The following is a 12,880-nucleotide window of genomic DNA, read 5'->3' as shown; positions in this document are numbered from 1 at the left end:
AAGAGAAGTGCTAGTTTAAAGGAGGACGTTTTTTTGAAATCGAAAGTGCACTTTTGGACATTAGAAGTGCTGATGGTTGTAGGAATTATATTTATTTGCACAAAAATATCGTTTCTATTTCAACCGATTGGTATCTTCATATCAACATTATTTTTCCCAATTTTAATCGCGCTATTTTTATACTTCATATTTAACCCTGTGTTAGTCTTTTTGGAGAATAAAAAAGTACCTAGAGGTTTAGCGATCTTACTACTGTACCTTTTTATCATTACATTAACTGGAGTTGCTATTGGAGTAGTCGTTCCAACCATCTCACAACAGTTAATGGATTTAGTGAAAAATATGCCGACTTACATAAAAGAGGGAAAAGTATACATACAAGATCTATCCCATCATAGATTATTTGAATGGCTATCTACACAAAACTACGTTTCCATTGAGACAATTGAGAAAAATGCAATTGAATACTTAAAGGAAATACCAAACACACTTACGTCGAGTGCAACGGCTTTATTTGGTATTATCACGAACGTGGCGTTAGTTATCTTTACAGTACCGTTCATTTTATTTTATATGTTTAAAGATGGACATGCATTTCCAGGAAAAGCTGTTAGTGTATTACCAGAGTCTTACCGTGAAGAAGGACTTCGTATCATAAAGGAAACGAACGAAACATTATCTGCATATATTCAAGGTCAAGCGCTCGTTTGTATGTTTATTGGTGCCTTTACATTTACTGGTTATTTAATCATCGGTTTACCGTATGCTTTCGTTTTAGGAATTATCGCAGCATTTACAAATATAATTCCGAACTTAGGTCCATTTATCGGAGCAGCACCAGCTGTCATTATAGGTCTGTTCGTATCTCCGATGCAAGCTCTGTACGTAATTATTATAGTAACAATCGTACAACAGTTTGAAAGTAACATCATTTCACCGCGTATTATGAGTTCAAAATTAAATATCCATCCGTTGACAATTATCATCCTTATTTTAGGGGTAGGTAATTTCGCGGGAATTATCGGGATGATTTTAGCAGTACCAGCTTATGCGGTAACAAAAACAGTTGTTTCGAACTTAGTGAGATTGTTTAAGACGAAACGAAGTAAACGGAAATAGAATATGTTGAGAAAGATACACCGCTTAATAAAAAGGGGTGTATCTTTTATTTTTTAGTGTATGAAATACTTATTACTGTATATTTTTTACACATCAAATCAGGCGGTGAATTTTTGTTAAATAAACTTTATCCCGCTATTTGTGGGCAGTAAAACTCCCACCTCAAAATTCAGGTGAAGAAAAAAGAAGTTAGGTGGGAGATCAACTGCGCGTAAACGCCCGATTGGTGAGAGCTAATAATCAGTGGGGATGAACAAAACCCCCACTGATTAAAGTTTCACTTTATAAACTATGTGGAATCCCTCTGAACTATCCAAATCATTTCTTTACACCGCGTTATTAACATCATAATCGACTCCTTTCATTTCTAATATAAGTTCAAACAATTATAGGTGAGTGTAGTACTTGCTTCTACGATCACGAATTTCATCTATAATCTTTTTATACTGTTCTTCTTGTTTTACTTCATTTGCAGATATAGTTTCTTTTTGAATCGTAATGGTTAAAAAGAAAAGGTGAAACTTCATACATGAATTCCTCCTTTCGAATAGGAATTACAGGTGACTACAATAATGACTTTGTCGTTCTTTTACGTTGTATATAGCCTGCTCAATTTGTCGGTCATGAAGCATATCAGACTCAGACAGTTTATTTTTTTGAATGGTAATCGTTAAAAATAATACTCTGAATTTCATTGGATTTTTACCCCTTTATAATGTATTTAGTAAAGACGATTGCAATAAGAGGACTGGCGCTCTTTCACATCATCCATAATATTTTTAATTTGTTGTTCACGAGAAATTTGATCTTTTGAAAGTTTGCGTTTTTGAATGGTAATCGTTAAAAAGAAAGCCTTAAATTTCATTAGGATATTACCCCTTTATAATTTATTTAGTAAAGGCGATTGTAATAAGAGGACTGACGCTCTTTTACTTCGTCCATAATAATTTTAATTTGTTGTTCACGTAAGATTTCAGCTTTTGAAGATTTACGTTTTTGAATGGTGATAGTTAAAAAGAAAGCTTTGAATTTCATTAGGATATTGGCCCTTTAAAAAATATTTTTAATACATTTGTGTATAATACGAACTTTTAATGTCCGTTATTTTATCCATAGTTTGTTTTAATTGTTGTTTACGAAAGATTTCAGCTTCAGATAACGTTTTTTTCTGAAGTGCTGTCGTAAAAAAGAAAATATGAAAAGTCATAGACGAATTCCTCCTTTCGAAAAGGAATTACAGGTGATCGCAATAAAGCACTTGGCGCTCCTTAACATCATTCATAGCTTTTGTAATTTGCTCATTATGAAGAATTTCAGCTTTCGAAAGTGTATTTCTTTGAATCGTAATACTTAAAAACAATACGCTAATAGTCATCGAATGTTGCTCCTTTCTTTAAAAAATAATGTATGAGACTAAAAAATCGCACGAAAAAGCCACAGGAAGATATCGTTCTCCTATGGCTGGGCGTGAAAAAGCCACAGGAAAGTATACGACCTCCTGTGGCGAATTTATGAATTAATAGAAATAAAGTACGATTTTCAATTCTCCGTTAGGGTGGTCGAATTCATATTTAATTGTCCGAAAAACACAGGTGCAGTTAACGCTAAAGTTAAAGCATGTAATTGTAATTTCATCATTTCCTTCGACCTCCTTTTAGAATATTTTTCTTACGTTAGTAATTATATACAATTAATGGATAATTGTAAACATAAAAAGTGAAAATTTTTAATTTTGATTAAAATGCGTATATTTAAAAGGTCTTTTTAAAGGATACATTGTATGGATTGGATAATAAATAGAACGTGGGGGTGTCTAATGAAGTATATGAATAGAATAGCAGGTGTTATGCTAACGATTTTATTAGTTGTTACTGCTTGTTCTAATGGGGAGCAAATAAAAGAAATATCACATATTGAACCTGGGACTTTTAAAAAATATACGGGGACATACGTTGGAAATAATGCCGACGTTATTGCGATTGTTACAAACTTACCTGGTGGTGAAACAGTTCAAAGTTTAAATTTAGAAAATGAAAATATTAAAGTGGAATATGGTGCAAAAGAGAATGGAAATCTTACAGAAGAAATGATTGAGACGTATTGGTTTGATGGGAAGGATACGATGAAGAAGAATTTACTCTTTAATGCTATTTATCTTGCAGTTTTAGTACCGAATGCGAAAGGGTATGAGTTTCAGATTGAAAATCAAAGTTTTGCATTAAAAAGAGAAGAACTTTTACCCATACTGTATAAAGAATTTAATGATTTGCCAAAGGATGATCTTATATGGAATAAGGGAATCGTAATGAATTTCTTTTACGGTAATCAAGAAAAAATAGAAAAGCTAGTTAATAATAAAGATTTTCGAAAGCAATTTTTTAATGAACATCCTGTGCGGGAATCTAAGTGATATGGAGGAAGATGTGGTTATTTTACGATTGAAAATACGGACATTTTTTTAAGGGAGTCATTCAGTATCGAATGATTCTTTTTTTTTGATGAAAATTATGGAAAAAAATATAACGTTGTGCTATGGTTAATTGCATAAGTAATGAACCTATGAACCTAAGGTGGTGAAATCGTGAAACCTACTCTAGAACAAAATAAGTTAATATACATACAAATTGCAGAAACAATTGAATCTGATATTTTAAAAGACATATTACTTGAAGAAGAACAAGTTCCGTCGACAAATCAATTTGCGAAGATGTTACAAATTAATCCGGCTACAGCTGCAAAAGGAGTAAATCTACTAGTAGATGAGGGGATTTTATATAAAAAGAGAGGGATCGGGATGTTTGTTACAAAGGGAGCAAAAGAAGTCGTACTAAAAAAAAGACAGCATGTTTTTATGACCGAGTATTTACCTAAAGTGTGGGAAGAAGCAAAAGTACTAGAAATATCAAAAGACGAATTGATGGACATGATACACAAAATTACGAAGGAGTGGAAAGAGGGATGATTGCACTTGAAACGAAAAACTTGTCTAAAAAATATAAAAAGAAATTAGCTGTTAAAGAAGTAACTATTTCATTGGAAGAGCATAAAATATATGGTTTGCTTGGAAGAAACGGAGCGGGGAAAACGACATTATTAAACATACTTGCTGGTCAAATTATTTCAAGTAGTGGAAGCGTAGCTGTATTTGGTGAAAATGTTTTTGAAAATAGTAAAGCGATGCGAAATATTTGTTTCGTAAAGGTGAAAGAAAACATTAATTTAAGTAGTAAGGTAAAAGATGTTTTTTATTTGTGTAACATGTTTTATGAAAATTGGGATCAAGAATATGCTGAGGAACTTATTAAAAAATTTCAATTGAATGCAAAAGAAAAGTATTATGATTTATCCCATGGTATGCAAACAATTGTTGGTATTATTAAAGGTTTAGCTAGTAGAGCACCAATTACTATTTTTGATGAGCCGACTACCGGTTTAGATGCAGCACATCGAGAGTTGTTTTACGAATTACTATTGGAAGATTATAGTGAATATCCACGAACAATCATCTTATCAACACATTTAGTTGAGGAAGTGTCCCATGTTATAGAAAATGTAATCATATTAAAAGAAGGATCATTAGCTGTTCAATCCTCTGTGGAAGATTTTTTAGAAAAAGGACACATAATATCAGGACATAAAGATAAAGTGACAAATTTTTTAATGGGGAAAAATGTTGTAAAACAAGAGTTGTATGGGAATAAAGAGATTTCTGCGATATGGGGAGATCTTTCTGCTAGAGATTATGAGCTGATAGAAACTGAAGGGTTAGAAATAGACAGAGTAACACTGCAAAAACTATTTATTTATCTAACAGATAATGAGGTGAAATGAAAATGCTTTTAAAACAATTAAAGTTACATATGAAATTTCATTATAAGGCTATTCTTATCTTTTGGTGTGTGGCATTACTTATAAAATGGATAACAACTGCAACTGATATAAAGGGACTAAAGGTAGCATTTTTACATGATATCTTCAATAATTCATCTATTGCAATTGCAATATTTATTGTGGCAAGTGTTTTTCTTGTTCAAGATGACATATTTCGTACAGTTGTCTCATTTGGCGTTACTAGATTACAATTCTTTATTGGTTCAGTATGTTTTATCATATTACAATCAGTAATTTTTTCATTTCTACAAGTTTTGCTTTTACAAGGTACATTTTATGAAACGAAACATATAAATTTAGGAGCACATACAATCGAACAATTCTTTGCACAGTTCGTGTTCTATCTATTATTAGCTAGCTTATTTCAATTAACAACTATTTTTCAGAAAAGATTTAATTGGATAGGCTTTGCTTTTAGTGTGATTTTTTTCTTGGGGTTGACGAGTACAATTTATGGTAAGGTAGGTTTGAAAGAATTGGTATTTATTGATAGTAAATCGTTACTTGATATACCCAATTTTATATCAATTTCGATAGTACTTATTTTAATATACTTTATAATTAGCGCTCTATTTATTCGTAAAGTTTCTTTTGAGGATACGATTTAAGCACAAATACTTTAAGAGAGAAGGAAGACTGTATGGGAGATACTTCTTCACTAATAACCGTCTTTTTATGCGTGGCACTGCTAATTTTTTGGCGACGATATCGTTCTATGTATAAGCCGATAAAGGGAACGGGAAAACGTATTTTGTGGCCATTACTATTTTTAACACCGGGTATTTTATTGTTTTTTGGTCCAGTACATCCAGCTATATTACAAGTGACTATAGCAGCATCCATTGGGGTGATTTTCGCAATCCCACTTATATTTCTAACAAACTATGAGCGAAGAGAAGACGGAAACATTTATACGAAAAAAAGTGCTGCCTTTTTAATTACTTTTATCGGAATTGTTATTTTAAGATATAGTTCAAGACAATATATCGTTGGCTTAGATCCGCAAATAATTGGTTTATTATTTTACGTCGTTGCGGTGTCTTATATTATTCCGTGGAGAATTGCTTGTTATATAAAATTCAGGAAAGTTTGGCGGGAAAATAATAATCATGCTATATGAAAACTTCTCATTTGAGAAGTTTTTTATTTTTCTATGTAAGTGAAATAACTTGTTGAAGTGCAAGCTACCATGCAATATGATAAATATAAAAAATTGAGGAGAGTGGGGGATATAAAAATGCGTACAATTTTACTTTTTCTAACTAACATGTCTACTGATGAGATAGAAAATATTAGAGAAATACACGATCCTTTATTTGGTTTAATTCCTCCCCACATAACAATTGTATTTCCTTTTGAAGGTAATATTTCAAATGATGAATTGAAATCACATATTTCGAATCTAGCAAAAGGGATAGGTACAATTGAGATTAAGTTTGCAAGTGGTGTAACTAGTATAGGAGGCTATTTATTTTTAGAAATTGAGCAAGGAAAAGAACAAATAGAAAAACTACATGATAAATTGTATACAGGCCCCTTATTACGATTTTTGAAAAGAGACATTCCATACATACCGCATGTAACAGTCGGAAGAGAAAGTAGCCCTGAGTTAGCAACTGAAATAGCGAAGGAGATTCCTAGTTTTCATGAGAAGTTGAACTGTGTACTCAATAGGATTAGTGTGGAACGAATTGGTGAGAATGGAAAATCAATTATTGAATTTGAAGTACCATTGCAAAAAAGCTGACAAAAGTCAGCTTTTTTATTTCGAACTATGAAGTAAAGCACCAATTGCACCACTATAACCGCCGTCTTGTAAAAAGACAGGTATTTTGTTTTGATATTCTGTATAGCTACTTATAATATTTTGAAGATGTACGTTATTACATAGAGTAGAACCGATGTAAATGATATGGTCAATGTTTTTTGCTTCGGCGAATTGAAGGCTTAATGCTGTGACGACTTCACCGACAAGTCCTTGAACGGTAGCTAGTATATCTGAACTACTATAATTTGAGTCTGTAATGGTCGCTTTTCCGAAATTGCTAGCAGTTAAGTTATTATCAAGAGGGGAGAGAATCCCGCCATAAATATCTCCAACTGCAATATCTAGACTGTTTCTTGAACCAATTTTCGTAAGCGGAATCACGTCTTCAAAATGATCTATATTTGTTAATAGTTTTGAAAGACCCATAATAGTACCACCGCCAACTCCAGTTCCACCAGCGCGAACATATTGCTTGTCGTGAACATAGTGAATGGAAGTACCTGTACCGATATTTGTTAATACAAAGTTGTTTATAGCACGTTTTTCTTCTTTTAGTATGTATCGTACTCCTGCTAAAGTAGCTTCAAACTCGTTTAATTCTACTATTTTATATGAACTTGAAAGGAGTTGTTCTAACTGTGTAGCTTTACCACCTGTAATGCATAATTGTGTAATTGAATTATGATTTTGAAGCCATTCTTTAATTCTTTCTTGTTCAAATGAATAAAATTTTTCAAAACATAATTTTTTATCTAGGTTAAAGTAAGCAATCTTTGTTAATGTTCCCCCAGCATCAATACCAACAACATTCCGCATTTTCCTACCCCTTACTATGTGATCTGTTTAATCAGCTTGATATATTAATAGCTTTTCAATGGTAACGATTGATTGACCGTTTACAGAGGCAATTCCTTTCCCAAGAACAAAACCTCGTCTGTTACGTGTTAATTCATAATGTAAGTCAAGTTTATCACCGGGATACGCATTTTCATGAAATTCCACCCCATCTAAAGAGGAGAGGAAACCAAGACCTTCAGATTCACCTGTACTTACAAAAGCACTAAGTTGAGCCAGTGCTTCTACAATTAGCATATGAGGCATATAGTTTTGATTTTTATTAATAAACCACTCGTTATTTGTGATCAGTTTGTATCCTGTAGCTGATTGAGATTCTGTAACGTTTATAATTTTATCGATCATTAAAAATGGATAGCGATGGGGAAGAGTATCTTTAATATTCATATCGTACCTCCAGGAATAATAATAATACCCCTGCTACAGTTAAGCAGGGGAGTTATCATTAATTTTTAACTAATTCATTTACTTTTTCAAGAGAAAAAATACCACTATTTCTAATGTTTTCAACAACTTGTTGTAACACTTTTTTATCTTGAACGAGTGCAATACGAACAAAACCTTCGCCATGAGGACCAAATGCATGACCTGGTGTGACAACGACATTCGCACGATCCATAAGTGCATAAGCGAACTCTAAAGAGGTCCATCCTTTCGGAATTTCAGCCCAAACGAACATACTTCCAGCTGGTTTATCGACATTCCAACCAAATTGGCGGAATCCATCTACTAAAGTATCTCTACGTTCTTGGTAAATTCCACGGTTTTTCTCACAAAACGAAGCGCCGTGTCGCAATGCAGCGGATGCAGCTTTTTGAATTGGTAAAAACACGCCGTAATCTGTATTAGACTTAAATTGCGTAAGCGCACCGACGATTTCTTCGTTACCAATCATATAACCAATACGGCTACCAGCTAAACTATAACTTTTAGATAAAGAATTAATTTCAACGCCAACTTCTTTTGCGCCAGGTACAGATAAGAAGCTAATTGGCTTTTGGCCATCAAAATAAAATTCAGCATAAGCAAAATCATGGACAACGATAATATTATGTTTTTTCGCGAATGCGATTACATCTTTAAAGAAATCTTCATGTGCCATTGCTGGAACTGGATTTCCTGGGAAGTTCAAAATCATCATATTTGCTTTATTGGCGATTTCTTCAGGGATAACTTCTAAGTTAGGTAAGAAATCATTTTCTTTCTTTAATGGCATGTAGTAAGATGTTGCGCCGGCCATTTGAATTCCTGTTTCATAAGCCGTATATCCTGGATCAGGAACTAATATAATATCTCCCGGATTTGCAAAAACCATCGGTAAATGAACGAGTCCGTCTTGTGAACCCATTAATAATAAAACTTCTTTTTCAGCATTTAATATAACGTTATGAGTGTTGTTGTAATATTCAGTTACAGCTTCGTGAAATTCTTGTATGCCTGTTAATGTGTATCCATAGCTTTCTTTTTCACTCGCCGTATGTACCATTGCTTCTCTTACGAAATCAGCAGGAGGCATATCGGGATTCCCGATACTTAAATCAATCATTTTATGACCTGCTGCAATTTTCTCTTTTTTATAGGCCCCTAATTCACTAAATATAGAAGACTGGAATGCTTTCATTCTAGTTGCTAATGTATAAGTCATCAAAACCCCTCCTAAAAACAGTGTTTTCTTTCTGTATTTTTAATTATTCTGAAAACACATGTTCACATTTTATCATTTTTTTATGAAAATTAAAACGATTGACAAATTTAGAGGGAGGATAGTAAGGGGGAAATAAAAATAACGCAGAAAATATTTTCCACGTTATAAATGAAGATTATTTGTTTGTTTTTTTGTATGTACATGTTTTTTCAGTTGTAAAAAAGTATACATTTAATTTATTATCGACAACTTTTAAAGATTGATCCGATGTAAACGAGTTACCATAATCAATACGATACACGTTAGAATTTTTAACAAACGATCCTTTAAATAAATCCTCTTTTTTATTTGTTGTTTGCATTTCCACTAAATTGTGAACAACCTTTTCTTTCTTTTCTTCTTTTACAACTGTTTCAAATTTATAATATACAGGGCATTCACCTTTTTTATTATCAATGACTTCCCAAGAGCCGTATATATCATTATTGCTACATCCACTAAGTAGAACGATTAATATAGGGAAAATAAATAGAAACTTTTTCATTGTGTACTCCTTTCTTATTAGTTTTTATAAACGTGCGAATACGATAGGAATATTGTAAAAAATAAAGTTTAAATTTTTATAAAGAATTATTAAATTTCACATAAAAATTTGAAGAAAGGTGAGATTTTCAAAATAAAAAGGCATGAATCTAGTGTAATGCTAGATTCATGCCTAGTTCTCTATCTTATGTTATGTTTTTTGAGGATAAATGAAGCGGAAAGAAGAATGACAATTCCATTTACAATATATACATTTACAATAACGAAGACTAGGTTAGCTGCTCCCAAACCACCTTTATCGAATATAGAGGTGAATGCTGTAGTAGTCAAAAAAATAATGGGAGTTAACAATAAAAATAGGAAACCTGCAACAATCCTTCTTTTAAAGTTATTTTGAGATAAGGAAATGGCTAAAAAATTAAGGACGCCAAACATGATCAATGAAAAAAGAAGGATAATTAATAATTGGATGCCATCAGACATTTCCACAGCTCCTTTTTGAAAAATCTATAATTTATTTTATTCGAAAGTAGTAGGGGATAATCCTTTAAATATTTGAACTACATAAAGAAAATAGATTTTAATCCTAGAAATTCAAAAAGAATGGACCCAGTATAATACGGGATCCATTCTTAAAAAGTATTAGTTTTATAAATTCGCAGATTGTGACGTTTGTTTTTCAAATTGTTTCTGCTTAGATAAGGAAATAAAAATAATCAACAATGAAATAACTCCGAAGATGAGAACCATATATTGTAACCCAATCGTATCTAAGAAGAAGCCAGTTCCAAGTAAGACAATTTGGAACATAACTCTTTCAAACATATTACGGAATGAGAAGAGACGTCCGTGATAGCTTTTTTCGACTTTCGTTTGGAAAATTGTCGACATAATAGGGAAGAAGCAGCCTACACTAAATCCAAACAAACCAAATGAGGCAAGTGCCATCCATTTAATATCGCTAAAGAACAACGAAAGGTGTGCAAAAGCGGTACAAATTGCGAAGAAGTATAGTAACTTTTCAGGTTTGAAATGATCAGATAAACGTTTAATAACGAAGGCACCTAACATAAATGCTACACCTTCAATTGTATATATGAATCCTTTAATCGTTGGGTCATGTTGCATTTCGCTAATGTTAATAACCATTAAATTGAATCCAGCTATAAATAATAGAGGGATAATACTTAATATAAGTGCTGTAAAAGCAATAGGAATTCCTTTTAAAATACGAAATACTTCCATAAAACTATTATCTTTAGCTGATTGTTTACTTGATGTAGCGGATTTTTTATCTTCAAATTGTAGGAAGAAAGTTGAGAGGAATAATAAAGCGTATGCTGCCATTGAGAAGGCATACATATACTGTAAACTCATTACAACTAAAAGAATGCCACCTAGTGAAGTACCTGCAATACGAGCGATTGTACCGATATTCATATGTACACCGTTCATTTGTAATAGCTCATGTTCATTAACGATGAGTGGAATTACAGATTGTAATGCAGGGAAATAAAATGCCGCGGAAATTTGAAGTGCAATCATAAATGCAATCATGAAAGCGATACTTTCATATTGAATAGCGAAAAACATGAAAATAACACTAATAACACGACCAAATCCAGCGTAAAGAAGAACTTTCTTTTTTTCATATTGATCAATGACACGCCCAGCCATTGGACCGACTAGAACACCAGCTAACAGTCCGATAAATAATATAACGGATTTCATAAAATCAGAAGGGACGTATTTTTGCATAAATTCAAGATTACCAAGAATACCAAGCCATAACCCTAGACCAGCAATAAACTCCCCAATTAATACGATCCAAACATTTTTATTACGCCACATAATTTAAACCTCTCAGTCTTTTAAAATTAACAACTCGTATATAAAACCTCCTAATTTATTCATTATTTTTTAACGCGCTTTTTTTAGAGTCAGAGTCTATATTACGTGTTTCATTAGTGAATTTCAATCTTTTTGATTTGTAAAAAAATGATGAATTAAGTGATACAATGGGTAACTAAAAATACAAAAAATTCACAAGTAAATTCAAAGGGAAGGTAAGTGTGGGGAAAATAAAAAAAGTAAGAACGCAGATAATACGTCTTACTTTTCTCAAAAAACCAAAATAGATTAAATTAGCAACACTTATGATCTTGTCCAATAGCTAAGCCGCTAAAAGACAGAGGACCAACAATGTCTGCACTTGCACCACTAGTAAGGTTTTCTACAGTTAATGAATACTCGTGAGTCCCGCAGCTAACATTTTGATCTATAGCTTGAAATGTTTGCGCGTAAAATTGCTCAGAATCTGTAGATTCAATCCCTACTTGAGCGTTGAAGATTTCTGTATTGTCACGGAAAATTCGGAATAAAACTTGTGAAATCTCAGTTATACCTTTAACCCCAACTGTAGCAATTAATTCTACTCGATTATTACGTGAATCTCTTCTTGAAATTTTTAATTTAATACTTGCTAGAATTGCTTTTTCTGGGGAATGGGGAATTACAAAAGTTGTTTCACCTGTTTTATTTAAAGGTTGAGTAGCTTGATAATCAATGATATGAGTCATATTCGTCACCTCCTCATATACTAAAATATGAAGGTAACGATGAATTAGCTTGGACATATACTATAAGATTTTAAGAGAATTGAGGAGTAATGTTGAATAAAGGGAGATAATATAAAAGCATCAAGAAAAAATCCCAATTATGAGAGTCATTTTTTGATGCTTTTCATACTTTAGGCGGAATATTCTTCTTTACGTACTTCGAAGAATTCATTCCGGCGTAAGTAATTAAAAATTTTTTCCGAAACCTCTTCTTCATGAGACACTAAGAATCGTTGATCAAAAGCATAGAAAGATTGACCTTTAATTAATTTTACGTAGTATATTTTACACGCCTCCTTTAAATTAGGATTCTTAAATACTTTATATTATGATGACCTATCTGGTTGTTAATAATACTTAAAGTTTCAAAGGGGAGAAGTATAAATTCAAAAAAACATTGAAATAGCTTACAAATCTGTAATGTTTTTGTCACCTTTGCCG

General features: G+C 32.4%; 21 protein-coding genes. 7 read left to right on the top strand and 14 right to left on the bottom strand.

The genetic code is table 11. The features are described 5' to 3' along the window. Positions 1 to 33 precede the first annotated feature (33 nt). On the top strand, positions 34 to 1,119 hold the full coding sequence (locus MR066_RS02020) for an AI-2E family transporter (RefSeq protein ID WP_002136851.1): 1,086 nt from the start codon (positions 34 to 36) through the stop codon (positions 1,117 to 1,119). A 386-nt stretch (positions 1,120 to 1,505) separates the two neighbouring features. Here the strand turns inward: MR066_RS02020 and MR066_RS02015 are convergent, their stop codons facing one another. From MR066_RS02015 to MR066_RS01990, 6 genes are read right to left on the bottom strand one after another with little or no spacing between them, the layout of a single operon-like run. Next, on the bottom strand, positions 1,506 to 1,646 hold the full coding sequence (locus MR066_RS02015; RefSeq protein WP_002065956.1) for a YrzI family small protein: 141 nt from the start codon (positions 1,644 to 1,646) through the stop codon (positions 1,506 to 1,508). 27 nt (positions 1,647 to 1,673) lie between these two features. After that, positions 1,674 to 1,814 carry a YrzI family small protein gene (locus MR066_RS02010; protein ID WP_242245761.1) on the bottom strand — a complete coding sequence of 47 codons (141 nt, stop codon included), beginning with the start codon at positions 1,812 to 1,814 and terminating at the stop codon, positions 1,674 to 1,676. A gap of 26 nt (positions 1,815 to 1,840) precedes the next feature. Beyond that, the gene (locus tag MR066_RS02005; protein ID WP_242245759.1) at positions 1,841 to 1,984 is read right to left on the bottom strand and encodes a YrzI family small protein; all 144 of its coding nucleotides are present in this window, start codon (positions 1,982 to 1,984) and stop codon (positions 1,841 to 1,843) included. A 26-nt stretch (positions 1,985 to 2,010) separates the two neighbouring features. After that, positions 2,011 to 2,154 (bottom strand): YrzI family small protein, encoded by a 144-nt coding sequence (locus tag MR066_RS02000; protein ID WP_000668987.1) that lies wholly within the window; start codon positions 2,152 to 2,154, stop codon positions 2,011 to 2,013. A gap of 28 nt (positions 2,155 to 2,182) precedes the next feature. Further along, positions 2,183 to 2,326: a YrzI family small protein gene (locus MR066_RS01995; RefSeq protein WP_000142704.1), complete on the bottom strand. Its 144-nt coding sequence runs from the start codon at positions 2,324 to 2,326 to the stop codon at positions 2,183 to 2,185. A gap of 27 nt (positions 2,327 to 2,353) precedes the next feature. Further along, positions 2,354 to 2,494 (bottom strand): YrzI family small protein, encoded by a 141-nt coding sequence (locus MR066_RS01990; protein WP_000156202.1) that lies wholly within the window; start codon positions 2,492 to 2,494, stop codon positions 2,354 to 2,356. A gap of 441 nt (positions 2,495 to 2,935) precedes the next feature. On the opposite strand from MR066_RS01990, the gene MR066_RS01985 reads away from it, so the two are divergent. The 6 genes from MR066_RS01985 (at position 2,936) to MR066_RS01960 (ending at position 6,757) form a co-directional block, all read left to right on the top strand. Next, on the top strand, positions 2,936 to 3,529 hold the full coding sequence (locus tag MR066_RS01985) for a DUF4825 domain-containing protein (RefSeq protein WP_242245755.1): 594 nt from the start codon (positions 2,936 to 2,938) through the stop codon (positions 3,527 to 3,529). A 171-nt stretch (positions 3,530 to 3,700) separates the two neighbouring features. After that, positions 3,701 to 4,081, top strand: coding sequence for a GntR family transcriptional regulator (locus tag MR066_RS01980; protein WP_242245754.1), 381 nt, complete (start codon positions 3,701 to 3,703; stop codon positions 4,079 to 4,081). Continuing rightward, positions 4,078 to 4,950 carry an ABC transporter ATP-binding protein gene (locus tag MR066_RS01975; protein ID WP_242245753.1) on the top strand — a complete coding sequence of 291 codons (873 nt, stop codon included), beginning with the start codon at positions 4,078 to 4,080 and terminating at the stop codon, positions 4,948 to 4,950. The genes MR066_RS01980 and MR066_RS01975 overlap by 4 nt, the downstream gene beginning before the upstream one ends. Continuing rightward, positions 4,947 to 5,618: a DUF4052 family protein gene (locus MR066_RS01970; RefSeq protein WP_207626252.1), complete on the top strand. Its 672-nt coding sequence runs from the start codon at positions 4,947 to 4,949 to the stop codon at positions 5,616 to 5,618. Before MR066_RS01975 ends, MR066_RS01970 begins: the two co-directional genes overlap by 4 nt. 32 nt (positions 5,619 to 5,650) lie before the next feature. After that, complete coding sequence (locus MR066_RS01965; protein WP_016127147.1) at positions 5,651 to 6,130, top strand: CcdC family protein; 480 nt, start codon at positions 5,651 to 5,653, stop codon at positions 6,128 to 6,130. A 117-nt stretch (positions 6,131 to 6,247) separates the two neighbouring features. Further along, on the top strand, positions 6,248 to 6,757 hold the full coding sequence (locus MR066_RS01960; RefSeq protein WP_242245752.1) for a 2'-5' RNA ligase family protein: 510 nt from the start codon (positions 6,248 to 6,250) through the stop codon (positions 6,755 to 6,757). Between the two features lie 15 nt (positions 6,758 to 6,772). Here the strand turns inward: MR066_RS01960 and coaW are convergent, their stop codons facing one another. The 8 genes from coaW to MR066_RS01920 all read right to left on the bottom strand — a co-directional run bounded on the left by coaW (position 6,773) and on the right by MR066_RS01920 (position 12,723). Continuing rightward, on the bottom strand, positions 6,773 to 7,594 hold the full coding sequence (gene coaW / locus MR066_RS01955) for a type II pantothenate kinase (protein WP_242245751.1): 822 nt from the start codon (positions 7,592 to 7,594) through the stop codon (positions 6,773 to 6,775). A 27-nt stretch (positions 7,595 to 7,621) separates the two neighbouring features. Beyond that, the gene (locus MR066_RS01950) at positions 7,622 to 8,020 is read right to left on the bottom strand and encodes a 3-hydroxyacyl-ACP dehydratase FabZ family protein (protein WP_242245750.1); all 399 of its coding nucleotides are present in this window, start codon (positions 8,018 to 8,020) and stop codon (positions 7,622 to 7,624) included. Between the two features lie 58 nt (positions 8,021 to 8,078). Then, on the bottom strand, positions 8,079 to 9,278 hold the full coding sequence (locus tag MR066_RS01945) for an LL-diaminopimelate aminotransferase (RefSeq protein ID WP_242245749.1): 1,200 nt from the start codon (positions 9,276 to 9,278) through the stop codon (positions 8,079 to 8,081). Between the two features lie 175 nt (positions 9,279 to 9,453). Further along, positions 9,454 to 9,822: a hypothetical protein gene (locus MR066_RS01940; protein WP_002065911.1), complete on the bottom strand. Its 369-nt coding sequence runs from the start codon at positions 9,820 to 9,822 to the stop codon at positions 9,454 to 9,456. A 179-nt stretch (positions 9,823 to 10,001) separates the two neighbouring features. Then, positions 10,002 to 10,304, bottom strand: coding sequence for a hypothetical protein (locus tag MR066_RS01935; protein ID WP_002136836.1), 303 nt, complete (start codon positions 10,302 to 10,304; stop codon positions 10,002 to 10,004). Between the two features lie 165 nt (positions 10,305 to 10,469). After that, positions 10,470 to 11,672 (bottom strand): MFS transporter, encoded by a 1,203-nt coding sequence (locus MR066_RS01930; protein WP_215586454.1) that lies wholly within the window; start codon positions 11,670 to 11,672, stop codon positions 10,470 to 10,472. A 293-nt stretch (positions 11,673 to 11,965) separates the two neighbouring features. Then, on the bottom strand, positions 11,966 to 12,400 hold the full coding sequence (gene exsC / locus MR066_RS01925) for an exosporium protein ExsC (protein WP_002165595.1): 435 nt from the start codon (positions 12,398 to 12,400) through the stop codon (positions 11,966 to 11,968). 170 nt (positions 12,401 to 12,570) lie between these two features. Then, positions 12,571 to 12,723: a YqbF domain-containing protein gene (locus tag MR066_RS01920; RefSeq protein WP_078179002.1), complete on the bottom strand. Its 153-nt coding sequence runs from the start codon at positions 12,721 to 12,723 to the stop codon at positions 12,571 to 12,573. Between the last annotated feature and the right edge of the window lie 157 nt (positions 12,724 to 12,880).

It is taken from the genome of Bacillus cereus group sp. BfR-BA-01523 (genome assembly GCF_022662615.1).
Classification (GTDB): domain Bacteria; phylum Bacillota; class Bacilli; order Bacillales; family Bacillaceae_G; genus Bacillus_A; species Bacillus_A mycoides.
Note: the sequence above shows the minus strand (reverse complement) of the source record. Positions and strands in the feature narration are given on the sequence as shown.